The sequence below is a fragment of the Cobetia sp. BMC6 genome (genome assembly GCF_029991385.1).
Taxonomy (GTDB): Bacteria; Pseudomonadota; Gammaproteobacteria; order Pseudomonadales; family Halomonadaceae; genus Cobetia.
Map to the genome: position 1 here is coordinate 204,568 of NZ_JAKUMF010000001.1, position 25,101 is coordinate 229,668.

The following is a 25,101-nucleotide window of genomic DNA, read 5'->3' on the forward strand; positions in this document are numbered from 1 at the left end:
GAGCGGTCAGCAGACCGACGCCACGGCCGCGACTGCCGGCGTCGGCACCTTCGACCCGCGTGCCATGGCTGGCCCCGCGTCCCATTCTGCTGTCGAGGAGACGTCTCATGGCAAGGTTTGATGACAAGCTGGCCGCGCATCAGCGCGAGCTTGCTGCCGCGCACAAGACTTCCTCGAGCCGCGGCGGCATCACGCGGCGTGGCTTCCTGATCGGCAGTGTGGCGGGTTCCACCATGCTGGCCTTCGGCGTGTCCGGCGCGGCGCTGGCCGCCGGGTCAGACGGCAAGGGTTCGGCCAGCGAGACGCTGTCCGCCGGCGCCTTCGAGCCGACCATGTGGTACGCCATCGCCACTGATGGCACCGTCACCGTGCATATCACCAAGTCCGAGATGGGCCAGCACGTCGCCACCAGCCTCGCGCGTCTGGTGGTCGAGGAGCTTGAGGCCGACTGGGACAGCGTCAAGGTCGATTACGTCGACAGCGCTCCCAAGTGGGGCTACATGATCACCGGCGGCAGCTGGTCGGTTCACCAGAGTTACCAGCCGCTGTCACAGGCCGGTGCGGCGGGACGTATCGCGCTGATCGAGGCGGGTGCTCAGCAGATGGGCGTGGCGGTCGAGAGCTGCAAGGCGCGCAAGGGGCGCGTCATCAGTGGCGATCAGTCGCTGGGCTATGGCGAGATCGTCGCGGCGGGGCTGGAGCGCAGCTTCTCCGAGGAGGAGCTTGCGGCCATCGAGCTCAAGCCGGCCTCCGAGCGTCGCGTGCTGGGCACCAGAGGCAACGCGCTGGACGTGCCGCCCAAGACCAACGGTCAGGCCGTCTACGGCATCGATTACACCCTGCCGGCAGAGATCGAGGCGCGTGTCGGCAAGACATTGCATGCGCGTCCGGTGATGCCGCCGAGCCGCTTCGGCTGCAAGGTCACCGCCGTCGATGACAGCGAGGCCCGCAAGGTCATCGGCTATCGCCAGACCATCGAGCTCAAGGACCCGTCCGGCATCTGCCAGGGCTGGCTTGCGGTCATCGCCGACAATTTCTCGGCGGCGATGCGTGCCACTGATCTGCTCAAGGTCGAGTGGAGCAAGGGCGACAGCTATCAGGTCGACGAGATGGCGATCCAGGCCGAGGGCCAGCGTCTGGTCAGCTCGCCGAGCCGTGACAATGGCTCGTTGCTGGTGGATCAGGGCGACCCTGCGCCGCTGCTCGAGAATGCCGCCACCACGGTGGAATCCACCTTCACCACCTCAAGCGTGCTGCACTTCACGCTGGAGCCGGCCAATGCGCTGGCCTACGAAGAGGATGGCCACTGGCACATCCACTGCGGCAATCAGCAGCAGTCCCTGCTGACCTCGCTGGTCACCAAGGCGCTGGAGCTCGAGGAAGGCAAGGTCACCCATCACCAGCTGTATCTGGGCGGTGGTTTCGGGCGTCGTCTGCATGGTGACTACGCCGTGCCGGCGGCGCTGGCGGCCAAGGCCGTGGGGCGTCCAGTGAAGATGATCTTCACGCGCCCCGATGACAGCCGCTTCGATTGCGTGCGTTCGCCCTCGGTGCAGCGTCTGCGCTCCGGCCTCGATGCCGAGGGGCGCGTGGTGGCCTCCGAGCACGCCGCCGCCGCCGGTTGGCCGACGGCAGCCCTGATGCCGGCCTTCATGGCAGAAGCCATCGAAGGTGGCGGCAAGCTGGATTCCTTCTCCATCAGCGGCGCGGATCACTGGTACAACGTCGGCACCCAGCGTGTCTGGGCGCAGCAGAACAAGGTCGCCCACGAGGCCTTCGTGCCCGGTTACCTGCGCTCCGTCGCACCTGGCTGGACGCTGTGGGCGGTCGAACAGCATATCGATGAGCTGGCACTGGCCGCCAGCCAGGACCCGGCCGAATTCCGTCTCGCGCTGCTGGACGCCGAAGGCCGCAATGCCGGCAAGGCGCCGGTCAGCACCGGTGGTGCCGAGCGTCTGCGCAGCGTGCTCAAGCGAGTGATGGAGAAGTCCGGCTGGAGCGAGCGCGACAGCCTGCCGGCAGACACCGGCATGGGCGTGGCATTGAGCTTCGGTCAGGAACGTAGCATGCCGACCTGGGTGGCCTGTGTGGCGCAGGTCAAGGTCGATCGCGCCACCGGCGAGGTCAAGCTCGAGAAGCTGACCAGCGTGGTGGATGCCGGTACGCTGGCGCATCCGGATGGCGCCATGGCGCAGCTGGAAGGCTCGCTCCTGTGGGGCGTCTCGATGGCGCTGCACGAAGGCACCGAATACCGCGAGGGCGGTCCGGTGGCGCAGAATCTGGGTGCCTACCAGCCGTTGCGCATGCATCAGGTGCCGCAGATGGATCTCGAATTCGTCGACAGCACCGAGATGCCGGTCGGCCTCGGCGAGCCGGGCACCACGGTGGTCGCACCGGCGATCGCCAACGCCATTCAGCATGCGGTCGGCGTGCGTCTGCGTGACCTGCCGATGCGTCCGGCGGCGCTCAAGGCCGCGCTCAGCGAGGCCTGACCTTCTCCAGTTAATGCCTCTGATACCCGCCATTCCGGCATGCCCGGGTGGCGGGTTTCGTGTCTTCAGAGCGTGCGCAGGCTTCTGATATGAGAGATTGTTGATGCAACACCTTGATCTTGAAGTGATCCATCAGGCGATCGACTGGCTGGCACCCGCAGATGGCGAGCCATCTGCGCGTCCGATCTGGCTGTGCACGGTGCTGGCCACCTTCGGCTCCTCGCCGCGTGAGCCGGGCACCTGGCTGGTGGCGCGCGCTGATGGGCAACATCGTGGTTCCCTGTCCGGCGGCTGTGTCGAGGAGGACTTTCTGGCGCGCCTGGCTGACGGGGAATTCACCGCGCCCGCCCAGGTGATCCGCTATGGCGAGGGCGGCCATCAGGGCGCAGGGATCGCCTTGCCCTGCGGCGGTATCCTGGACGTACTGGTCGAGCGCTTCACCGCCTGTGACGCGGACATCGCGCACCTCGAGGCCCTGCGCGCGGCACTCGAGGGCCAGACGCCGCGTCTGCGACAGGTGATGCTGGAGGGGGATGGCGCGCGTAGGCTTGAGTGCGACAGCGGGCTGGGGGAGCGGGTCGAGCCTCTCAAGGGCCACATGGGTGAGGCCTACGGCTATCAGCTGCGGGTCGGGCCGGTGGCGCGTCTGCTGCTGGCGGGCCTATCGCCGGTAGCGGAAGCCTGCGCAGCTTTCGCCGTCAGCCTCGGCTTCGAGGTGATCATCTGTGAGCCACGCGAGGAAGTGCTGGCCGACTGGGATGCTCGCAAGGCGCCGCTCGAGGGCGTCAGCCTGCGCCGTGAGTTGCCGTCACGCTTCATCGCCGCCGGCGGCTGTCATGCCGCCACCGCCGTGGTCGCGCTGACCCACGACCCGCGTATCGATGATCTGGCGATGATCGAGGCGGTACGCCAGCCCGCGTTCTATATCGGGGTGATGGGTTCGCTGCGTACCTCAACGGCGCGCGCCGAGCGGCTGGCACGCAGCGGTGGTCTCAGTGACGAGGAGATTGCGCGCATCGTGATGCCGATCGGGCTGAATCTGGGCAGCAAGACGCCGGCCGAGATCGCGCTGGCGGTGATGGCCGATATCGTGCGTATCCGCCGTGGCCGCGCTCGCGAGAGCCTGTGAAGCCGCTCAGGAGACAGTCAGGGAGGCCGCCCATGAATGAGTCGATCATCCTGGTCATGGCCGCAGGGCAGAGTCGCCGCTTCGGCAGTGACAAGCGTCAGGCGCGTCTGGGAAATGGCCAGACACTGCTGATGGCGACGCTGTCGCGGGTCATGTGCTGTGAGGTGGACTGGCGTCTGCTGCTGCGTGAAGACGATGATCCCGCCGCATTGCTGGGAGAGGTGTTCGCGCGTGAGCATGCCGGGCGAATCTGGCGTGCGCCGCAGGCGGGCAACGGCCTCGGTGGGAGTCTTGGCGATGCCTTCCGTCAGCTCCGTGGTGAAGCGGCATTGGCGCATGTGCAGGTGGCAGCAGTGTGGCTGGCGGACATGGCGCAGATCACGGCGCGGACCTTTCATGTCCTTCAGGCCGAGGCCCAGGCAGATGGCGTGCATATCGTGCGACCGAGGCTTGAAGGCGAGGACAGCAGGCCCGGGCATCCGGTGCTGTTCGGGCGGACGCTGTGGGCAGAGCTTGCGACACTTGAGGGCGGCGAGGGCGCGCGTGAGGTGATCGCGCGACATCGCGAGGCGCTGCGTGAGGTGGCAGTCGGTGATGCCGGTATCCATCACGACATCGACACGCCAGCGATGCTGAAGCTCAGAGACTGAGACAGAGGGTCTGAGACAGAGGGAATGAGACTCAGAGGCTGAAACTGAAAGAAGTCATGTGCGCTGGATACAGGCCCCTCCAGACAGCAAAAGGCCCCGTCACCATCAAGTGACGGGGCCTTTTGCTGTCTGCCTATCGCGTTACAGCGTGCGCATATCCAGCAGCTTGATGCTCTGGATACGCGGCTCGCCCCAGCTCAGGTCGAGCACCCACTCGGCGTCGAAGTGCGTGTGCAACACGCTGCCATCGCGCATGGCGGCACGGTGCTCTCCGCCCATGCGCAGGGTGGCGCTGTCGAGGCTGTTGCGCTGCGCACGCACCCAACCGAGTGCATGGCCATTGACCAGCAGCTCGCTGCGTCGCTGCTCCCAGTTGGCCAGGTACCCGCTGCCGGTCAGGGTTTCATCCAGCAGCTGGATGGAAGCTTCCTCGCCCAGCAGCTCCGCCAGTTCGATGGCAGGCGCCATGCGGTTGAGCATGGAGAACCAGCGGTGCGCGAAGTTTTCGAGTTCGGCCTCGAGGGCCAGATCATTGAAGGTATCGGCGTACATGGCACCTGCTCCCGAGTGGGTAGATATTGATGGGCATTATGCCGAGAGTCGTGAGCAGTAAACATGCCACGAACGGAATGGCAGTGTTGCCAACGGGGAGTCAATGCTTCAGTGGTTACTGAATCCGCGACGCCCCGTGGCGTTCGCCTGTCCTCGATCTCTCGACAGAGTGGTCGTATCAGTGAATGGCTCAGTGGGTATGCTGGCCTGACTCGCCATCGCTGTCCGACGTCCCAGTGTCCTGATGCGATTCACGTTTCTCGACCAGGCGGCGGATACCGACATAGAACAGCGGTGTCAGCAGCAGGCCGAACACGGTGACGCCGATCATCCCGGAGAACACCGCCACGCCCATCGCCTGACGCATCTCGCTGCCGGCACCGGTGGCAAGTACCAGTGGCACCACGCCGGCGGTGAAGGCCACCGATGTCATCAGGATGGGACGCAGACGCAGGCGACAGGCTGTCAGCACGGCATCCAGGCGGCTCTGACCTTCATGCTGCTGCTCACGAGCGAACTCGACCAGCAGGATAGCGTTCTTGCACGCCAGCGCCACGAGCACGATCAAGCCGATCCGCGTGAAGATGTTGTTGTCGCCCCCCGTCAGCCACACGCCGGCCAGCGCCGACAGCAGCGTCATCGGCACGATCAGGATGATCGCCAGCGGCAGCGACCAGCTCTCGTACTGGGCGGCCAGCACCAGGAATACCAACAGCACCACCAGCGGGAAGATGTAGATCATGGTGTTGCCGGCCAGCACCTGCTGGTAGGTCACCTCCGTCCACTCGTAGCCGATGCCCTGTGGCAGGTTGTCGGCCAGCACTTCCTCGATGGCGGCCTTGGCCTGATCACTGGAGATACCCGGCGCCGGTGAGCCGTTGATGTCGGCACTGACGAAGGTGTTGTAGTGCATCACGCGGTCCGGGCCGGTGGTCGGTGTCACCTTGACGAAGCTGCCCAGCGGAATCATGCGGCCGTTGTCGCTGCGCACCTTGAGGTTGCGGATGTCATCCGGGTCGAGACGCGCCGACTGCTCGGCCTGGGCGCGTACCTGATAGGTACGCCCGAAGCGGTTGAAGTCATTGACGTACAGCGAGCCCATATAGACCTGCAGGGTTTCGAAGGCACGTTCCACCGGCACGCCCATGATCATCGCCTGCTCGCGATCCAGATCGATGTCGTACTGCGGCACCTGGATGCGGAAGCTGGAGTAGACACTGCTCAGGCGCGGATCGGCGTTGCCCTTGGCGGTGATGGTCTGTACGGCGGCGAACAGCTCATCGAAGCCCTTGTTGCCGCGGTCCTGCAGCTGCAACTTGAAGCCACCCGTGGTGCCCAGGCCCAGAATCGGCGGTGGCGGGAAGACGGCGACGAAGGCCTCGTCGATGCCGGCGAACTTGCGATTGAGCTCGGCGGCGATCGCCTGACCGGAAAGCTCGGGCGACTGACGATCCTTGAAGTCATCCAGCGGTGTGAACAGGATGCCGGAGTTGGAGGCATTGACGAAGCCGTTCACGGAAAGCCCCGGGAAGGCCACGGTGTGCGCCACGCCCGGTGTGTCCAGCGCCAGTGCCTGCATCTCGTCGATGACCTCGGAGGTACGGTCGAGACTGGCGGCGTCCGGCAGCTGAACCATCGCGACCAGATACTGCTTGTCCTGCCCCGGGATGAAGCCGCCGGGCACGCTGTCGAACAGCTTGCCGGTGGCGCCGAGCAGGGCCAGATAGATAACGCCGACGATGACACCGAAGCGCAGCAGTTTCTTGATCAGGCCGGTATAGCCGTTGGCCATCGCATTGAAGGCACGGTTGAACGGCGCGAACAGCCAGCGACCGAACAGGCCGTCGATGACGCGGGTCAGCCAGTCCGGCTTGCTGCCATGCGGCTTGAGCAGCAGGGCGGAGAGCGCCGGTGACAGCGTCAGCGAGTTGAAGGCCGAGATGAGCGTCGAGATGGTGATGGTCAGCGCGAACTGCTTGTAGAACTGGCCGCTCAGGCCGCTGATGAAGGCCGTCGGCACGAATACCGCCGTCAGCACCAGCGCGATGGCGATGATCGGGCCGGTCACCTCGCGCATGGCGATCTGGGTGGCCTCGATGGGCGAGTGGCCCAGCTCGATGTTGCGCTCGACATTCTCCACCACCACGATGGCGTCATCGACGACGATACCGATGGCGAGCACCAGTCCGAACAGTGACAGCGTATTGATCGACACGCCCATCATCTGCATGACCGCAAACGTTCCGATCAGCGAGACCGGCACCGCGATCAATGGAATGATCGAGGCACGCCAGGTCTGCAGGAACAGGATCACCACGATCACCACCAGCAGGATGGCCTCGAACAGGGTGTCGATGACCGCCTCGATGGAGCCACGCACGAAGACCGTCGGGTCATAGACGATGTCGTAGCTGACGCCATCCGGGAAGGCGTCGGACATCTCGCTCATGCGCTCACGTACGGAATCCGACAGTGCGATGGCATTCGAACCGGGACGCTGGAAGATCGGCATCGCCACGGCATCCTTGCCATCCAGCTGCGCGCGCAGCGAATAGCTGTCGGCGCCCAGTTCGACACGCGCGACATCCTTCAAGCGTGTCAGACGGCCGTCTTCATCGATACGGATGACGATGTTCTCGAATTCCTCGGTGCTTTCCAGACGGCCACGAACATTGAGAAGACGCTGGAACTGGTTGTCGTCAGGCGAGGGCTGAGCACCGATGGAGCCGGCGGCGACCTGCTGGTTCTGCGCACGCAGCGCACTGATCACGTCACCGGCAGACAGGCCTCGCGCCGCCACGGCGTCCGGGTCGAGCCACACGCGCATCGAGTACTCGCCGGCACCGAACAGCTGCACGTCGCCGACCCCCTCGAGACGGGCAATATTGTCCTTGAGGTTCAGGCGCGCATAGTTGGACAGCCATAGCTGGTCATAGCGGCCGTCCGGGGATGTCAGGTGGACCACCATCGTCAGATTGGGCGAGGCCTTCTCGGTGGTGATGCCGAGTTGCTGCACTTCCTGCGGCAGACGCGGCGTGGCGCGAGCCACGCGGTTCTGCACCTGGACCTGGGCCTTGTCCAGATCGGTGCCCAGCGCGAAGGTCGCGGTCAGGGTCAGATTGCCATCGGAGGTCGCCTGGGAATCCATGTACAGCATGCCTTCGACGCCGGTGATTTCCTGTTCCAGCGGCGTGGCCACGGTGGAGCCGATGACCTCCGGGTTGGCGCCCGGATAGTTGGCGCGCACTACCACGGTGGGTGGCACGACTTCGGGATACTCGGAGATGGGCAGCTTGAACAGCGACAGCAAGCCGCCGATGACGATCAGGATCGACAGCACCGCGGCGAAGACCGGGCGCTTGATGAAGAAACCGGAGATGTTCACGAACGGCCTCCGGCTGCCTGACGGTCAGCCTCGGCGAGAGTCGCGGCCTTCTGGTCGTTGTCCTGGTTCAACTGGCGGGCAGCTTGCTGCCCCTGCAGGCGGGAGACACGCGCCGCCAGTGACTTGAGGGCACCGTCATCCTCGATGTCGACCAGCTTGGGGCTGATCGGCATGCCTGGGCCTGCCTTGGCGGGGCCAGCCGCCAGCACGCGGTCACCGGCGGCCAGGCCATCGGTCACGGCGCGCAGCGTGCCGAAGCGCGGACCGGTGCTGATGCCACGGTAGGCGAGGGTGTTGTCCTCACCGACCACCAGCACGAACTGACGATCCAGATCGGTGCCGATGGCGCGTTCCGGAATCAGTACGGCATCACGGATCTCGGGTGAGGCGATACGCAGGCGCGCGAAGGCACCCGGACGCAGAGCGGGATCATCGGCATTGAAGGTGGTGCCGATGCGCAGGGTGCCGGTATCGATGTCGACACTGTTGTCGATGAAGTCGAGCTCACCCTGGAAGGGGAAGTCTTCCTGTCCGGCCAGCTGCAGTTCCACCGGCAGATGGTCCTCGGCGCTGACATGCGCGAAGTCCTTGTTCCAGGTCAGCTCGCTGATGTCGATATAGGCGTCCAGCTGACGGGTCTCGACCAGAGTGGTCAACACGCTTTCCCCCGCCTGTACCGTGTTGCCACGCGTGATACGCGCATTGGACAGGCGGCCGTCGATCGGGGCACGGATGGTGGCGTAGTCCAGATCCAGGCGTGCACGCTCCAGCTGAGCGATGGCACCCTTGAGCTGAGCGCTCAGACCGGTGGCATTGGTGCTGCGTGAATCGGCTTCCTCGCGGGAGATCAGGTGGCGCTTGACCAGGCTGGCGGCACGACCGGACTCGCTGCGCGCGTTGGCCAGTTCGGCCTTGAAGCGAGCGACATCGGCTTCCAGTCGCTCGACCTCAGCCTTGAAGGGGCGCTGATCAAGGCGTACCAGTGGCGTGCCGGCGCTTACCTGACTGCCTTCCGTGAACAGCACTTCTTCGACTTCGCCGCTCACGCGTGGGCGCAGTTGTACGCGCTGGGGAGATTCCAGGCGCGTGGTATAGGTGTGCCAGGCCGCCACCGGCTGCGAGATGGCAGCGACGACTTCCATCGTGGGGGGCGTCTGTTGCGCGCTGTCGTTCGCTTCACCACTGCCTTCACTGCAGGCGCTGAGCGTCAGCAGGCCGCCGAGGGTCAGCAGCAGGGAAGAGGCGATACGAGAAAGGCGCGCCGGACGTGAGTTCAGTCTCGACATGGGAATCTACCGTTGCAGAAGGAGTTGCACGGCATCCTAGAGAGACTGCGCATTATCGATAAGTCCCATCAGACACACTGCTTTGATGCTGAAATTGCACCAATTGTGTAGATGGCATGCTTTCCACGTGATGCGCTTGAGCGATTGGCCCTGTTCAGGTCGTGACAGGGTTGTCACAAGACAGGTGGCTGAATGTCACTGAACACTGCCTCAACGCAAAAACCCCGCGGTAGATGCCAACGGGGTTTGTTGTCGAACATGTCACTTGTGTCTATTGCCGCTCATCTCATGGCGCAGACATCACGGCATGGCTGGCATGCCGCTTGAGTCGAACTTACTGCTTCTCGCCGAAGTACTTGGTATGGATGGTGTCGTAGGTGCCATCGGCCTTCAGTTCGGCCAGGGCACCGTTGATCTGCTCGGCCAGGTCCTTGTCACGCTTGCGCATGGCGATACCGAAGCCGTCGCCGAAGTACTTCTTGGGCTCGGTGACCACTTCACCCACGGCCTTGTAGTTGCCGTTGCCGCCGTCGATCAGGGTGGACTTGCCTACCGGGAAATCGAGGAAGGCGATATCGAGGCGACCCGCGTCCATGTCCAGCACCAGGTCATCGGCGGTGGTGTAGCGTTTGACCTCGGCATTCTTGCCATAGAGATCAGTGACGTAGTTGTCCTGCAGGGTACCGCGCTGCACGCCGATGGCCTTGCCGGCCAGGGCCTCGGTGGAGGTGGCGCTCAGCTCGCTGTCGGACGGGGCGAACCAGGCGGAGGGCGGAGTGATGTAGGTGTCGGAGAACAGCACCTTCTCGCGGCGTTCCTCATTGATGGTCATCGAGGACATGATGGCGTCGTACTTGCGCGCCATCAGGCCGGGAATGATGCCGTCCCACGCCTGGATGACCCACTCGCAGTCGCGGTTGATCTTCGCACAGATGGCATTGCCCAGTTCGATATCGAAACCGGTCAGCTCACCGTCGGGTGTCTTGTACTCCATCGGCTCGTAGGGCACGTCGACGCCGATGCGCAGCGATTCGGCCGCCTGAGCGCCACCGGCCATCAATGCTGCACCCAGCAGGGAGATTCCCAGAAGCTTCTTCATGTCAGTCCCATCCATCATTGTTGTTGGTCATACTGGCTGATCAGTGGCATCAGACACTCCCTCCTGAACACCAGTCGTCTGAGTCGGGAACATAAGGGGGTGTGTCATGCCAGTGGCTCCACACTAGCCCAGACCGAGGCTGTGGTGAAGAGGGTCAATGGACAAATTCAAACGGTCGTTAAACGAGATGAATTCCTGCCGTTATCTCCTGATATGAAAAAAGCGCCCTCCAAAGGGCGCTTTTGACGTTCAGCTTAATGGTTTCAAGTGTGCCAGCAGGCGTTTCTCCAATTGCCGGAATATGGCAATGATGGTGAAGGTCAGACACAGGTAGATGGCGGCGACGAACAGGAAGGCCTCGAAGGGCGCATAGAAGCGCGCGTAGATGTCGCGTGCGGCGCCGGTGAGGTCCAGCAGCGTCACCACACTGCAGATGGCACTGGCATGCAGCATGAAGATGACTTCATTGCCGTAGGCCGGCAGTGCCCGACGGAAGGCACTGGGCAGAATGATGCGACGCATCATCTTGCCGCGTGACATGCCGTAGGCGCGGGCGGCTTCCATCTCGCCCTTGGGGGTCGACTGGATGGCACCGTGGAAGATCTCGGTGGTGTAGGCTGCGGTATTGAGCACGAAGGCCAGCAGCGCCGGCACGAAGGGATCACGGAAGTAATCCCATAGCCAGGTCTCCTGGATACTGGGCACATGCACGCTGGTCACGCCCAGCGAGATGTCGAAGCCGTCGAAGAACACTACGCCGTAGTAGATCAGATAGAGCTGGATCAGCAGCGGCGTGCCACGGAAGACATAGGTGTAGAGATAGACCGGCATCTTCACCCAGCGACGGCGCGAACCGCGCATGATCGCCAGCGGTACGGCCATTATCAGGCCGATGAGCAGCGCCAGACACACCAGCTGTACGGTGGTGACCAGCCCTTCCCAGTAGTGCCAGAGAGTGGTCGCGGTGAAGATGTAGTTGTCGCTCAGCGCATCCTCAAGCATCCGGCCCAGCTGGGCGATGATGCCTGAGGAGCCTGCCTCATTCAGTTGTTCCATGCGCTAGCCTCCCCGAATCCGGCGTTATAGCGCTTCTTGAGACGTGCCAGTCCCCACTCGGACACGGTGGCGATCAGCAGATAGCCCGCCGCGACCGGCAACAGAAAGGTGAAGGGCTCGTGGGTCGCCTTGGCGGCCTCACTGGCGACACGCACCATGTCGACCAGCCCGATCACCGACACCAGGGCGGTGGTCTTGAGCAGTACCATCCAGTTGTTGCCCAGCCCCGGCAGGGCGTGGCGCATCATCAGCGGGAAGCGAATGCGCTTGAAGACCTTCCAGTCGTTCATGCCATAGGCACGCCCGGCTTCGATCTGACCGGCATCCACCGCCATGAAGGCGCCGCGGAAGGTTTCGCCCATGTAGGCACCGAAGATGAAGCCGATGGTGACGACGCCGGCAGTGAACTCATCGACATTGACGAAGACGTCGATGTCGTAGCTGTCGTACAGCCAGTCGGTGACCATGTTGATGCCGATCTGGCCACCGAAGAACAGCAGCAGCATCAGCACGATGTCCGGAACGCCGCGGATGATGGTGGTGTAGAGCGTCGCGAGCCAGCGCAGAGGTGTGGAGCGCGACATCTTGGCCGTCGCCGTCAATAACCCCAGCGCGATGGCCAGCAGCTGGGCCAGCACGGCCAGTTGCACCGTGACCCAGGCACCTTCCAGCAGGCTGGGCCCGTAGCCTTGTAGGTCAATCATGGGAAATCTCCCGTGAAGCGCCGAATAACCCGTTCAGCGGCTTACTGGTGGTTGTCGGACGCGATGGCGGCGCTGGCGAAGTACTTGTCGTTGAGACGCTTGAGCGTGCCATCGGCCTTGAGCGCTTCCAGGGCACCATCGATGGCCTTCTTGAGCTCGCGGTCGCGCTTCTTCATGGCGATGCCGAAGCCGTCGCCGAAGTATTTCTTCGGCTCGCTGATGGCGCTGCCGGTGTTGACGAAGTTGCCGTCATTGGCGTTGACCAGGGTGTCCTGACCGACCGGCAGGTCCAGGAAGGCGACATCGACGCGGCCGCTGTCCATGTCCAGCACCAGGTCATCGAGCTTGGTGTAGCGGCGCACTTCTGCCTTGCGGCCGTAGAGGTCGGTGACGTAGTGATCCTGCAGGTTGCCGCGCTGGACACCGATCACCTTGCCCTTGAGGGCCTCTGCATCGAGGTTGTTCGCGCCGGCCAGCGGGCTATCCGCCTTGACGAACCAGCCGGACGGCGGCGTGAAGTAGGGCTCGGAGAACAGCACCTGACGCTCACGCTCCGGATTGATGGTCAGCGCCGACATGATGACGTCGTACTTGCGCGCCATCAGGCCCGGGATGATGCCGTCGAAGTCCTGCTCGGTCCATTCGCAGTGAGTGGCGAGCTGGGCGCAGATGGCGTTGCCCAGTTCGATCTCGAAGCCGGTCAGCTCACCGCTGGGCAGCTTGTAGCCGAAGGGCGCGTAGGGCACGTCGATGCCCAGGCGCAGCGGGTCCGGCACATCGGCCGCCTGGGCGGCGCTGGTGGCAATGGCGAAGCTGGAGAGACCGAGGGTGAGACCCAGCAGGGCACGTGTCGCGAACTGTTTCATTGCTTGTCATTCCTGAAGTCTTGGACACCTCGAGGCTTGCCATTGGCGTGGCGCTCGCGGTGCTGAATCATGTGCCGGTCACGGGATCACCGTGCCGGATCTGCCACAGGCCGAGCGGTTGGCTCAGCGATGGGCCAAGAGATATTCAACAGTACTGGTGATCAGGGCTGCTGATCAGGGCGCTTTCTCAGTACTTGGGCGCCAGGAACTGCTTGAGGCGCTCCGACTGGGGATTGCCCAGCACGTCTTCCGGCTTGCCAGCCTCCTCGACCAGTCCCTGGTGCAGGTAGACCACCTGGCTCGAGACATCCCGCGCGAAGCTCATCTCGTGGGTCACCACCACCATGGTGCGGCCTTCCTCGGCCAGGTCACGCATGACCTTGAGCACGTCACCGACCAGTTCCGGGTCGAGGGCCGAGGTCGGCTCGTCGAACAGCATCACCTCCGGCTCCATCGCCAGCGCGCGTGCGATGGCGCCGCGCTGCTGCTGGCCACCGGACATCTGCGCCGGATAGTAGTCGGCGCGCTCGAGAAGGCCGACGCGGTCCAGCAGGCTGCGTGCGTGGGCGATGGCTTCCTTCTTCGGCTTACCGAGCACGTGGATCGGCGCCTCGATGACATTTTCCAGCAGCGTCATGTGCGACCACAGATTGAAGCCCTGGAAGACCATCGACAGGCGCGCGCGCATGCGCTCGACCTGACGCCAGTTCATCGGTTCACGGCCACGGCGGCTTTCCTTGAAGCCGATCTGCTCGCCATGCACGAAGATGTCGCCACCGTCCGGCTGCTCCAGCAGGTTCATGCAGCGCAGAAAGGTGCTCTTGCCGGAACCGGACGCACCGATCAGGGTGATGACATCTCCCTTGTGTGCTTGCAGCGACAAGCCCTTGAGCACCTGATTGGTGCCGAAGGACTTGGTGATGTTGCGGACCTCGAGAGGCAGCGCGTCGCTGCTCGGGCTCTCGGCCACGGAAGATCTCATGGTCATGCAGTTACTCCAATCCGGACGTTGCCAGCCCTGGGGGCAATGACACGCCACGAGTCCGCCGCGGGGCGGTCGGGCTCGGGATACAGGTTCGTTGCCGACATGGCACGGCTGCCTGGCACTGCCTTCGCTGCCACTCGCTGACTTGCGCGACGCAGACGTGGTGAGGCGGCAAGGCGTGGCACGGGAGGAGTGGCGGAGAATGCCGTCAGGGGCATGGCCAGTTCCTCACGATCAGTCCGATTGATCGTCGTTCTCGCTGCCAGTGACCGTCTACAACAGGCCAAGAATGCCTGTGCTTGCATGTCGTGGACGGGAAAGGGGGCCGATTCTACCAGCTCAACGCAGGGTTCACCGCTATCTGGCGTGGAGGAATGTTACGACTTTGGTGGAGCGTGCAAGGACGCACGTGGATGCCGTCCGGCAGTGGGGGAGGAGTCTTCATGATCAAGGTCGCCTGTTGTCGTTGTAGTCAAGGCTTTCATCAGTGCAATCGCGCCGTCGTGCTGCGCCCTGCGGGGAGTGGGCGGGCAGAACGCCGGCGCTTGTTGTTCAGTGTCTGGGGACTCAGTCTGTCGGTGTCGAACTCTCGGCCAGCAGCAGGGCGGCGCGGGCGCCTATCTCCACCTTCGCGTTGGGGAAGACCACCCGCAGTGGCGTATCGCCGATGATGCAGGGGCCAGCAGCGGCGTCTTCGGCCACCACGCTGCCGGGGGCGAAGGCGGTGAAGTTGGCGACATCCTCGCTGAAGCACAGCGTGAAGTCGGCTGACTGACGCATCAATTCCACTTCCACCGTGAAGTAGTCGATGGCCTCCGGGTCCGCTTCGGCGGGCGCCGTGCCGGTCGCCAGTGCCGCGAGCAGGGCTTTCATCGGTGCGAGCGCCGCCATGTCGTTGGCGCCGAACGGGCGTACCTGGCCCAGCTCCAGCGTGAAGGCGTCGGCATCATGGTAGTGGCGCGAATAGTGCGAGAAGGTCCAGCTGTGCTGATGCTGGTGCAGCACGGCCTGGATGCCGGCGGCGCTCAATATCGGCCACTGCGCTGCGCTGATGGCATCGCCATCACTGAAGGGCACCACCGCGAAGCGCGGATAGAGGCTGTCGCGGATGGCGGTGTGCATGTCGTAGTGCAGACGGCGCGTGCCCTCGGTCAGCGGGAAGCGAGCATAGAAGGTGTCCACGGCCGCCATCAGCTGACGCGCGCGCGCCGGCTCATCATCCGACGGGCAGTCGTTGCCTGTGACGCTTGCCTCGGCGCGCTTGAACAGCCGATTGAGATTGGTGGTGATGAAGCGCTCGCCACTGCGGATGGCGGGCAGGTTGCCCAGAATCAGCAGCAGTGGAGCCCCGATGATCAGATGACCGCTCTCCAGGCCTGCGATCAGTTCACCGAGCAGTTCGATGGGGGCGGTCTCGTTGCCGTGGATGCCAGCGGAGATCACGCACGGGCGCGCCTTGGGCCCCATGACGTCGGGGGTGATCTCCAGCACGCCGGGCGCGACGATCTCATAGCGGCCGCCGGGAATACGGCCCATGCCACGTGCGCTGGCGTGGCCTTCGAGTGTCAGGTCTAGCCAGTCGGCAATCACGAGGCAGTCGGCTCCTGGCGAACATTGGTGGATTCGAAGATCTTGTCGGCGCTGGCCGCCACGAAGCCCTGATACAGCTCGCCATTGGCGTCGGGATAGCGGCGCGCGAATTCGTAGTAGCAGGTGGAGATTTCATGCTCCTCGCCACCGGCGAAGGTGAAGGTCTGGCGGTCGGCAAGGGTGGAGGCCTGCTCCAGCAGCACCTCGGGCGAGCCCTTGATGCGTCCTCCGGCCGGATTGATGCCAAGGCCAAGCGCCTCGACACGCGCCAGCACCTTGTCGAGCGTGTCGTGATGGCTGAGCGCGTTGACGCTGATGGTGAAGTGGTTGGCGCGCAGGCCGATGATCGACAGCCAGGCGGCATATTCGCTCTCTTCCATCAGACGCTGATACTGCTCGAAGCTGGGCGCTTTCCACAGGCGGCCCGACCACAGCACGGAGGGCTGGGTGACGGCATCCGGCGAGATCTGGCTGACCAGGCCATCGATGATCGCCTGGGCGCGCTCGGACAGCTCGTGGCATTTCAGCTCGGAGAGGAAGACGCGCGGCATGTCGGAAGATGGCGGTAGATAGCCGAAGGCGCGCAGTTTCTTCTCGCAGAAATCATAGGGTGCGAAGCGGGTATAGCCCAGCGCCAGCAGGTGAGGCTCCAGCGCGCTCAGGGTGATGGGCCCGCGATCGAAGGTGCGAAAGGCGACGTGGTCGTTGACGATGGTCTCGCCGTCAGCGATGAAGGCATCCTGGATCTTTTGGGCCTGGGGCGTCATGGCGACGTAGTCATCCCACAGGGCGCTGAAGAACTGCTGGATATCCATGGCACGGGCTCCCTCTGAACTGAGTAGCCCAGTGCAGCGAGGCGGCACTGGCACTGGGCGACAGCATCAAACGATTGGCATCAGGGTGGCGAACTCGGCGAGGCGCTACCCCGGAAGATTGTCAGCTCACCATTGGCGAGCCGCGCGCGCGTGACAAGATGCGAGGTCGGTTGGATGAAAGCGGCTGTCCGCACCATATAAACGCCACGCGCCGGTTTAGACCTTGGTTCCAGGCCTTGGGCTTTGGCTCTTGGCTACGGGGCTCGGAATCGGGGGCGGCCTGTGACCTCAAGCAACCACGACTCGCGCGAAGGCTTTTGATGTCAGCGTTCGGTGTCAGCTATCGGTGTTGTCAGGAGAAGGGCAGGCATCGCCTTGCTCGACCTTGATCAGCGCGTCGGTGGCGAAGCCCAGCTCGGCGGCCTGATCGACCAGCGCCTGATAGGTGACGTCATCCAGCTGTGGCTCACGCGCCAGTATCCACAGGTAGTCGCGATCGGCACCGGCCACCAGCGACCACTGATAGTCCTCATCCAGCGCCAGCACGTTGTAGCCGCCATAGAAGGGGCCGAAGAAGCTGACCTTGAGGGCCGCCGTCTCGCTGCCCCGGGTGAAGTAGGCGCGACCTTCGGCCTGACTCCATTCCCCTTGCTCGGCGTTGTAGCCGCGATTGATGACGCGCACGCCGCCGTCCTCGCGGGGCGAGTAATCGGCGCTGACACAGCTGAGGCCCTCCTCGAAGCTGTTGGGGAGGCGGGCGATCTCGTGCCATTCACCGTAGTAACGTTCGAGCTCGAAGCCCTCGACGGGCTGGGTGCCGGAGGGAACTCCGGCGCAGCCGCCGAGAAGGCCGAGGCAGCCGAGAGAGAAGGCTAGATGCGGCAAGCGTGTCATTGGCAGGCTCCATGCGCCAGTACGCCCCATTGATGAGTCGTGGGGTGTCCTTGCGTGATGCGGGTCATGAGAAGAAGGATGAAACGTCATCCTTGTCTCATTGGGGCGTCTGCCGCTGTCTCAAGAGGGAGGGTGGCGCGGTGAGATGCTTGAGGCGTCGAGCCTCACAGTACCAGACGCAGCGGATTGCCGGTGACGACGACGCCACGTCCGCGTTGCTTGGCCTCGTACATGGCGCTGTCGGCGCGTGCGATGACCGTTTCCGGCGTGGCGCCCGAGAAGGGGAACAGGCTGATGCCGATGCTGGCGCTGACGGCGATGATCAGCGGCTCGCCATCCACTTCCAGCGTGATGGGACGGCTGATGGCGTCGATCAGACGTTCCGCCAGCTGCTCCGGGCCCTTGCGGCCGTTGCCCTCACGGCTGATCAGCACCAGAAATTCATCGCCGCCCAGGCGACCGACGATATCGTTGCCGCGCAGGGTGTTGCCCAGGCGCTCGCCGGTGATGCGCAGCACCTCATCGCCGATGGCATGGCCGTGGCGGTCATTGACGGGCTTGAAGCCATCGAGGTCGATGAACAGTGCGGCCTGCACCGTGCCGGGGGTCTGAATGTCGAGTATCTGGTCGAGGCGTGTCAGCAGGGCGCGCCGGTTGAGCAGCCCGGTGAGCGAGTCGCACATCGCGTGGTCGCGCAGATCGTCCCGCTCGCCGGTGATATGGCATTCATGCAGGAAGAGTTGCCGGCTCTGGCGCTCGCGCGAGTAGGCGCTAAGGCCTGCCAGCATATTGACGGCCATCATGAAGAAGACTTCGTTGACCTCCACTAGTGTATCGGAGCCAAGATGCATCAGCGCGCAGCTGACGGTGCAGCCCATCCATATCAGCAGTCCGCAGGCCATGGCATAGATGAACTGCAGTCCCAGCAGGGTGTAGGTCCAGAAGACCACCAGCAACAGGGCGACGAAGTAGACCGGGAAGTCACCATGCTCGTCCTCATGCTGTCCGGCGGCGTGGCTCTCCACCAGGTGCTCTCCGGCGTGACCGTCCCCCACATGGAACATCGCCAGCGTCCCCAGCGCTGCCACCAGCGAGGCCAGGCACAGGATGCCGTTGACGTGGTGTCGGAAACGCGGGAGGCGTGACAGCAGGAACAGGCCCAACACGCCGATCAGAACGCTGGTGCGCAGCAGCAGGTAGGGCTCGTAGTGCTCCAGCAGACTGAGCTCGATCAGCCCATAGGACGCGAACAGCAGACAGCTCAGCGGGATGGTGATCCGGCTGAGCTTGTGTGAGGTCTCGATCTGTCGACGCCGATAACGTCGTTCCAGGGTGTCATCCGCAAAGCAGAGTGTCATGGGATTCATGGGGCGATACCTGAGTTGCCAGACTCTCAGGATGCCACTGCCTTGCGTGGTATGCCCTGGAGGAACCGCCGCAACCTTTGCGTGCGGTTCAACGCTATTTCAAGTACTCCGCGGCATGAGAGCTTTCGTGCTCACGACTGAGTGAGGTTGGCACCGGCCAGCTGGCGCGCCGTGACGCGCAGCGCGGATTCCACCATGTCGTAATCCACATAGCAGCCCTGCAGGTGGCGGCGGCCGGTCGTCGGGTCGAAGGACTTGCGTCCGTGCATCACGCGGCGGTTGTCGAAGGCCACCATCTGGCCGGCTTCCAGCTTGAGATGCAGGCGGAAGGCCGGTTCCCGCAGGATGCTCCAGTACTGGCGATAGGCGCTGTACCAGGCCTGCATCTGTTCCAGCGGCAGGCGCAGGCTGTCGCGGATCCAGTTGTTGAAGCGCACCTCGATGACCTTGTCGTTGGCATCCAGATGGATCACCGGCTCGCGCACCACCAGGTCGGTGGTCTCGTCGGCAAAGCGGAAGTCCACCGGAGTCTCGGCCAGCAGCCTGAAGGCCTGCGGGTCCCGCTCGCGCAGGGCTTCGGCGACCGCCATGCCGTCTCCGAAGATGGAGTCTCCGCCTTCGGCCTCATTGGCCAGGCAGTAGAGCATCTGGATGTCTGGCGGCTGACGCCAGTTGGGCAGGTCGGTGTGCAGTTCCAGTGCGATCGGCGTGTAGGCGGCGTTGTTGGGCGCCTGCTTGGAGAAGACCTCGAAACGGCCACCGAAGTTGGTCGCGCGGATCGGGCCGATGGTCGCGGCCACCTGGTCGATCTCGCCGCCTGCCGTCGGGCCGGCATCCAGAATCGCGAAGCCGTCGCGGCACAGCGCTTCCAGCCAGCCCAGGCGCGCCTGTCCACCGGCCATGTAGTCGGCAAAGGCGGTGACGTGAGGCTCATGGCCCTGCTGCCAGGCCTGGCTTGCAGGGACCGGCGTGGCCGGCGGCGCATCACTCGGACGACGTTGCAGCAACCAGCCGGCATCGAAGCGGCTGGTGTGGCCGTCCTGCCAGACGACGACGAGATTGCCCTGCTCGACACGCATCTGGTGCACCGTCAGGGCCGCGTCGTCCATCAGCATGAAGGTGCGCTCGAAGGTCTGTGGATGACGGCAGAGATCGCAGGCGCAGTGGTCGCGCAGCCAGATCAGCGGCAGTCGGGTCTGCTCACCGCTGGCCCATGCCAGTGACGCCAGGGTCTCGTCGTGGTCTGCCTTCACCAGCGGCGCGCCCTCGTGATGGGGCAGGTATTCCTTCATGTCCCACTGATGGCGTGCCTGTGACGCTTCAGTGCCTTGGGTGTCAGGGGCAGATGCGATGAGAGTCTCCATGGGCGCCGTCCTATGTCGTGTGTGCAGTAGCAGGTGAGCCGACGCGTGTCGCGTGGCTGGGTCGTATGGCTGAGCCGTGACCCGAGAATGAGGCCATTGTCCCCCTCGTCATCACGGCTGGCCAACGCGAAATATGACGGCCATGACTTAGCTGAGCTAATGTGTGCCGATTGACCTTCATGCTCTGATGCGAGATAGCCATGCACGAACCTTCCCCCACGACGCCGGATGCCTTGCCGCGCCCCCTGCCGCCGCTGGCCTGGTTGCAGGCCTTCGAAGCCGCTGCGCGCCTGATGAGCTTCACGCGTGCCGCCGAGGAGCTCAGTGTCACCCAGTCGGCCATTAGCCAGCGGATTCGCCAGCTGGAGGACCGCCTTGGCCAGCCATTGTTCGTGCGTCACGCCCGCAGCCTCAATCTGACGCCGGCCGGTCAGGCCTGGTTGCCAGCGCTGCAGGATGGCTTCCAGCGCCTTCAGGAAGGCACGCTGGAAGTCTTCGGCCCCTCGCGCGCCGCGCCGGTCAGCCTGCGGGCGACCCCGATGAGCCAGCAGGCCTGGCTGTTGCCGCGGCTGGCGAACTTCCATCGTGATCAGCCCGAGATCGCGCTGCGTCTGGTCAGTGCCTTCTGGCAGAGCGACTTCGATGGCGAGCAGGTGGATATCGAGCTGCGCTACGGCCAGGGCGACTGGCCGCAGGTAGAGGCGATCCAGGTGGGGGCAGGGCAGGAGAGAATGGCCGTCGTGGCGAGTCCGGCGCTGAGCGCGCAGCTGACCACGGCGGCGGACCTGGCCGGCATGACGCTGCTGCATGCCGCAGGCTTTGCGGTGGGCTGGCGGCGCTGGCTGGTGGCGGCAGATCAACTGGGGCTGGAGAAGACGACCTCCACCATCAGCTGTGATACCCAGGTGATGACGCTGGAAATGGCGCGGCTCGGCATGGGGGTGGCGCTGGTGCATGAAGGCCATTTCCGGCAATGGCTGGCGTCCGGCAATGGCGGGCTGGAGCAGGTCTTCGCGCTGACGATTCCCGCCGAGCAGAACTTCTGGCTGGTGCGCTCCAATCAGCGCCCGATGCGGCCCACCGCACAGCGTGTCTGGGATTATCTGTTGGCGGAGCCACAGTGAGCGATGCAGAGGTGGCTTTTGCGACCTCTGCTGAGCGAGTCGGCGTGTCTACTGATGCGCCTTCGAACGATATACCGTTAGCTTGAGGCGATGCCCGGCGCGGTAAGCGACCGCTATCTCTTCTCTATCGCGATTTCCTCGCCTTGCTGGCGGCTTGTCTGCCAAGCGTGTGGTCAGGTCTGTCAGGCGTGGTCAGTCGGAAGGCGGCGGGCAGCGCGCCAATGGCGACTGCTGGAAGAAGCGTTCCAGCAGGGCATACAGCGCCGGATAGGCCGCATTGAGCTCATCCGGCGCGCTGAAGAAATACTCGCAGCAGACGGCGAAGCATTCGGCGGGGTGGCTGGCGGCGTAGTCATCGATGGGCGTCGGCTCACCACGTGACAGGCGCGCGTTCAGGTCATCCCACACGGCAGTGAAGGTGGCGTGCCACTCCGCCGCGCTGATATGGCGCGGCAGGGGCGGAAAGCCATCGGCATCGGTGGCGTTGGCCATGTCGAGCTTGTGGGCGAATTCATGGATCACCACGTTGAAGCCGCTCCAGTCACCGCTGGCGGCCAGGTCCTGTTGGGTGACCACCACCGGCCCCTGATACCAGGTTTCGCCGGCGCGGGTGTCCTCGAAGACATGCACCACACCGGCGTCATCCATCTCTTCCACCTCACGGCGGATGGCCTGCAGCGGCAGCATGATCTCGTGCACGCGAGCGCCGGCGTCCTGCCAGCGCTCGGCATGCGCCCAGCCGTTGAGCAGCAGCATCGCCTGGGCAGCCAGCGCCAGCGCCTCGACCTGTGCGAGCGGCTCGGCGCTGGTCAGCTTCCAGTCGCTCAGCTGATGGCGGGCGCGCCGCTCAAGACGCGCCAGTGCCTCGGCGTCGAGTCCCTCGAGGATCGGCAGGCGCTCGCAAACTGCCTGCCACGCGTCATCCTGCGCTGTCTCGCCGGCGGGGGATGAGGTCGAGACAGCGCCGGCGTCGGGGGCTGAGCCTTCACGGCCGTGGCGAGCGGAGCGCTGCCACAGCCATTGCCACCAGTGCGTCATCGCCTCAGTCCTGACGGCTGCCGGACTTCCACGACCAGTCACGCAGACGCAGCTCGAAGAGGTCCTTGCGGCGATCCTTCAGGTTGGTCACCGAGCCTTCGCTGCGCACCACCTTGAGACGCTCCAGGTCGAGATCCGAGAACATGATCATCTCGGTGTTCGGCGTGGTCTCGGCCATCACCGCGTCATGCGGGAAGGAGAAGTCCGACGGCGAGAACACCGCTGACTGGGCGTACTGGATGTCGAGGCTCTCGATGGACGGCAGGTTGCCGACGCTGCCGCAGACCACCACGTAGCATTCGTTCTCGATGGCACGCGCCTGGGCGCAGTTGCGCACGCGCAGGTAGCTGTTCTTGGTGTCGGTCCAGAACGGCACCATCAGGATGTCCATGTCCTGATCGGCCAGCAGGCGCGACAGTTCCGGGAACTCAACGTCGTAGCAGATCAGCATGCCGATGCGTCCGGCGTCGGTCTCGAACACGGCCAGCTCGTCACCACCCTTGATGATCCAGTCGCGGCGCTCCTGAGGCGTGATGTGCAGCTTGGCCTGACGGTCGATCTCGCCATCGCGGTGACATAGATAGGTGACGTTGTAGAGCTCGTTGTCGTCACCGATCTCGACCATGGAGCCGGCCACGATGTTGATGTTGTAGGCCACCGCCATGCGCGAGATTTCCTGCTTGAAGCGCTCGGTGAAGCCAGCGAGGTAGCGGATGCAGCGTACCGGATCGCTCTGGTCTTCCAAAAGGCCGATCAACGGCGTGTTGAACAGCTCCGGGAAGACGGCGAAGTCACTCTGGTAATCCGACAGGGCGTCGACGTAGTACTCGACCTGTTGCAGCACGGATTCGACACTGTCGAACTTGCGCATCTGCCACTGCACGGCGCCGACGCGAATCATCGTCTTGCGGCTTTCCAGCACGCGCTCGGCGGGCTCGAACAGGATGTTGCTCCACTCCAGCAGCGTGGCGTAGCCCTGGGAATCCTCGTCTTCCGGCAGGTACTGGCGCAACAGGCGCTTGACCAGGAAGCCGTTGGCCAGCTGGAACGACAGGATGGGGTCGTGGATCTCGCGACGCTCCACCTTGTCGATGTACTCGGAGGGCGAGAGCTCGGCGGCATATTCGTGGTACTGGGGGATGCGTCCACCGGCCAGAATCGAGCGCAGATTCATCGAGCGGCACAGGTCCTTGCGCGCCTCGTACAGGCGGCGACCGAGGCGATAGCCGCGGTAGTCGACGTCGATCAGCACATCCAGACCGTAAAGCGCATCGCCATCCTCCTTGTTGAGGATGATCTCGCGCTGGCCGATCAGGTCGTCGTACTTGTGCGGGTTGGAGAAGGCGTCGTAATCCACCAGCGCCGTCAGGGCGACACCGACCAGCCTGTCACCATCCTCGATCACGATCTGGCCATCGGGGAATTCGGCGATCAGACGGTTGATGGTGTGCTCAGGCCAGGCGCCACCGATGTCGTCGTAGATGCCGTCCATCAGGCGCTTGAGCTGGGGGTAGTCCGATTCCTGCAGGTTGCGCAGGTTCAGGTGCAGGTCTTCGACGGACATCGAGACTCCTTGGAAATAATGAAAGAGGGGATCAGGGCAGGAAGTGGCTGGCGCGAAAGTGATAGGCCCCATTATTCGCGCTGTCGAGGCCGGGTGTCATCAATATCCTTTGGTCAATGTCCGGCCCTGGTCACGCAACCCTCATCAATGGGTCCAACCTCGCGTCACTGCAAGGGCCGGCGAGCCCTGGCGCCCTGAATGGCGCTCGGTGCGATATTGAACGAATGCTCATTTTGCTTGCATTTGCGCGGCACAACGTCCAAAACATTGCCAGGGGCAGGACGCGCGCAGCGAAGTCACGCCGTTCACATCAAGCTTGAAAGACACCAGGCCCCAATGACCTCAGGCCTTAGTGACACCAGACCTCAATGACAACCAAGGAGTCCCGCATGACCCCAGTCCTCTATGAATTGCGTGGCCGTGATGACCGCCTGCGTTTCTCGCCGTTCTGCTGGCGCGCACGTCTGGCCCTGGCGCACAAGGGCATCGAGGCAGAACTCGTGCCGATGCTGTTCACCGACAAGAGCCCGATCGACTTCTGCGATTCCACCACGGTGCCGGTGCTCAAGGATGCGCACGGCGTGGCGATGGACAGCTATGACATCTTCAAGCATCTGGACGCGCATTATCCGAACGCCGGCAATGGCCCGCTGATCGGTGATGCCCAGGCGCAGGCGCGTCTGAATTTCGTCAAGGTCTATGCCGAGCAGGTCATGGCCGTCGGCTTCTTCCGCCTGGTGGCGCTGGATCTGGTGCAGGCCATTCACCCGGATGACCGCGAGTACTTCCAGAGCGCCCGTGAAGCCCGCTTCGGCATGTCCTTCGAGGAGTTCCATAACGTCGAGATCGCGCGCGGCATTCTCGACAGCGCCTTCAAGCCGCTGCGTGGCCTGCTCGCCAATCAGCCTTTCATGGATGGTGATGCCCCGGCGGCGGCAGATTACCTGATCTTCGGTTTCTTCATCTGGGCCCATATCGTCTCTGACACCTCGCCCTTCGGCGAGACGGAAGACCCCAGTGATCCGCTGGTGCAGTGGCGCGAGCGCATGATGGATCTCTACGACGGCATGGCGCGCAAGGCGCCACGTGCCAGCGAGATTGCGCAGTAATCTGGCATCGGAGATGACCTTTCTCATGGCCC

General features: G+C 63.9%; 20 protein-coding genes. 5 read left to right on the forward strand and 15 right to left on the reverse strand.

Annotated features, from left to right (window positions below):
• Positions 1-107 precede the first annotated feature (107 nt).
• From MKZ40_RS00915 to MKZ40_RS00925, 3 genes are all read left to right on the forward strand, one after another.
• Positions 108-2,492 (forward strand): molybdopterin cofactor-binding domain-containing protein, encoded by a 2,385-nt coding sequence (locus MKZ40_RS00915; RefSeq protein WP_175089222.1) that lies wholly within the window; start codon positions 108-110, stop codon positions 2,490-2,492.
• Between the two features lie 103 nt (positions 2,493-2,595).
• Entirely contained in the window at positions 2,596-3,621 is a 1,026-nt protein-coding gene (locus MKZ40_RS00920; protein WP_175089223.1) for an XdhC family protein, read from the forward strand.
• Positions 3,622-3,653: 32 nt separating this feature from the next.
• Positions 3,654-4,271, forward strand: a complete 618-nt coding sequence (locus MKZ40_RS00925; protein WP_175089224.1) for a nucleotidyltransferase family protein — start codon at positions 3,654-3,656, stop codon at positions 4,269-4,271.
• Between the two features lie 141 nt (positions 4,272-4,412).
• Here MKZ40_RS00925 and MKZ40_RS00930 read toward each other — a convergent pair whose 3' ends face one another.
• The 13 genes from MKZ40_RS00930 to MKZ40_RS00990 all read right to left on the reverse strand — a co-directional run bounded on the left by MKZ40_RS00930 (position 4,413) and on the right by MKZ40_RS00990 (position 20,234).
• Positions 4,413-4,823 (reverse strand): hypothetical protein, encoded by a 411-nt coding sequence (locus MKZ40_RS00930; protein WP_175089225.1) that lies wholly within the window; start codon positions 4,821-4,823, stop codon positions 4,413-4,415.
• A 190-nt stretch (positions 4,824-5,013) separates the two neighbouring features.
• Positions 5,014-8,208, reverse strand: a complete 3,195-nt coding sequence (locus MKZ40_RS00935; RefSeq protein WP_175089226.1) for a multidrug efflux RND transporter permease subunit — start codon at positions 8,206-8,208, stop codon at positions 5,014-5,016.
• Entirely contained in the window at positions 8,205-9,494 is a 1,290-nt protein-coding gene (locus MKZ40_RS00940) for an efflux RND transporter periplasmic adaptor subunit (protein ID WP_175089227.1), read from the reverse strand. The genes MKZ40_RS00935 and MKZ40_RS00940 overlap by 4 nt, the downstream gene beginning before the upstream one ends.
• 334 nt (positions 9,495-9,828) lie before the next feature.
• Entirely contained in the window at positions 9,829-10,593 is a 765-nt protein-coding gene (locus MKZ40_RS00945) for a transporter substrate-binding domain-containing protein (protein ID WP_175089228.1), read from the reverse strand.
• A 249-nt stretch (positions 10,594-10,842) separates the two neighbouring features.
• The gene (locus tag MKZ40_RS00950) at positions 10,843-11,595 is read right to left on the reverse strand and encodes an ABC transporter permease (RefSeq protein WP_175089313.1); all 753 of its coding nucleotides are present in this window, start codon (positions 11,593-11,595) and stop codon (positions 10,843-10,845) included.
• Positions 11,596-11,636: 41 nt separating this feature from the next.
• Positions 11,637-12,353: an ABC transporter permease gene (locus MKZ40_RS00955; RefSeq protein ID WP_043334396.1), complete on the reverse strand. Its 717-nt coding sequence runs from the start codon at positions 12,351-12,353 to the stop codon at positions 11,637-11,639.
• Between the two features lie 41 nt (positions 12,354-12,394).
• Positions 12,395-13,219: a transporter substrate-binding domain-containing protein gene (locus MKZ40_RS00960; protein WP_175089229.1), complete on the reverse strand. Its 825-nt coding sequence runs from the start codon at positions 13,217-13,219 to the stop codon at positions 12,395-12,397.
• A gap of 187 nt (positions 13,220-13,406) precedes the next feature.
• A complete protein-coding gene (locus tag MKZ40_RS00965) occupies positions 13,407-14,189 on the reverse strand; it encodes an ATP-binding cassette domain-containing protein (RefSeq protein ID WP_282627790.1) in 783 nt (260 codons plus the stop codon).
• A 582-nt stretch (positions 14,190-14,771) separates the two neighbouring features.
• Positions 14,772-15,794 (reverse strand): succinylglutamate desuccinylase, encoded by a 1,023-nt coding sequence (locus MKZ40_RS00970; protein ID WP_175089230.1) that lies wholly within the window; start codon positions 15,792-15,794, stop codon positions 14,772-14,774.
• Positions 15,791-16,609 carry a DUF1338 domain-containing protein gene (locus MKZ40_RS00975; RefSeq protein WP_175089231.1) on the reverse strand — a complete coding sequence of 273 codons (819 nt, stop codon included), beginning with the start codon at positions 16,607-16,609 and terminating at the stop codon, positions 15,791-15,793. Before MKZ40_RS00975 ends, MKZ40_RS00970 begins: the two co-directional genes overlap by 4 nt.
• A gap of 336 nt (positions 16,610-16,945) precedes the next feature.
• Entirely contained in the window at positions 16,946-17,503 is a 558-nt protein-coding gene (locus MKZ40_RS00980) for a lipocalin family protein (protein ID WP_175089232.1), read from the reverse strand.
• A gap of 164 nt (positions 17,504-17,667) precedes the next feature.
• Positions 17,668-18,870 carry a GGDEF domain-containing protein gene (locus MKZ40_RS00985; protein WP_175089233.1) on the reverse strand — a complete coding sequence of 401 codons (1,203 nt, stop codon included), beginning with the start codon at positions 18,868-18,870 and terminating at the stop codon, positions 17,668-17,670.
• 131 nt (positions 18,871-19,001) lie between these two features.
• Positions 19,002-20,234 (reverse strand): TauD/TfdA family dioxygenase, encoded by a 1,233-nt coding sequence (locus MKZ40_RS00990; RefSeq protein WP_242007692.1) that lies wholly within the window; start codon positions 20,232-20,234, stop codon positions 19,002-19,004.
• Between the two features lie 200 nt (positions 20,235-20,434).
• Between MKZ40_RS00990 and MKZ40_RS00995 the strand changes: the two genes are divergently transcribed.
• Positions 20,435-21,358 carry a LysR family transcriptional regulator gene (locus MKZ40_RS00995; protein ID WP_153636487.1) on the forward strand — a complete coding sequence of 308 codons (924 nt, stop codon included), beginning with the start codon at positions 20,435-20,437 and terminating at the stop codon, positions 21,356-21,358.
• 192 nt (positions 21,359-21,550) lie between these two features.
• On the opposite strand, the gene MKZ40_RS01000 is transcribed toward MKZ40_RS00995, so the two are convergent.
• Positions 21,551-22,396 (reverse strand): M90 family metallopeptidase, encoded by an 846-nt coding sequence (locus tag MKZ40_RS01000; RefSeq protein ID WP_175089234.1) that lies wholly within the window; start codon positions 22,394-22,396, stop codon positions 21,551-21,553.
• A 4-nt stretch (positions 22,397-22,400) separates the two neighbouring features.
• On the reverse strand, positions 22,401-23,960 hold the full coding sequence (locus MKZ40_RS01005; RefSeq protein WP_054555679.1) for a carbon-nitrogen hydrolase family protein: 1,560 nt from the start codon (positions 23,958-23,960) through the stop codon (positions 22,401-22,403).
• A gap of 389 nt (positions 23,961-24,349) precedes the next feature.
• Here MKZ40_RS01005 and MKZ40_RS01010 point away from each other — a divergent pair, with 389 nt between their 5' ends.
• A complete protein-coding gene (locus tag MKZ40_RS01010; RefSeq protein ID WP_166020010.1) occupies positions 24,350-25,069 on the forward strand; it encodes a glutathione S-transferase N-terminal domain-containing protein in 720 nt (239 codons plus the stop codon).
• The last annotated feature ends 32 nt before the right edge of the window (positions 25,070-25,101 follow it).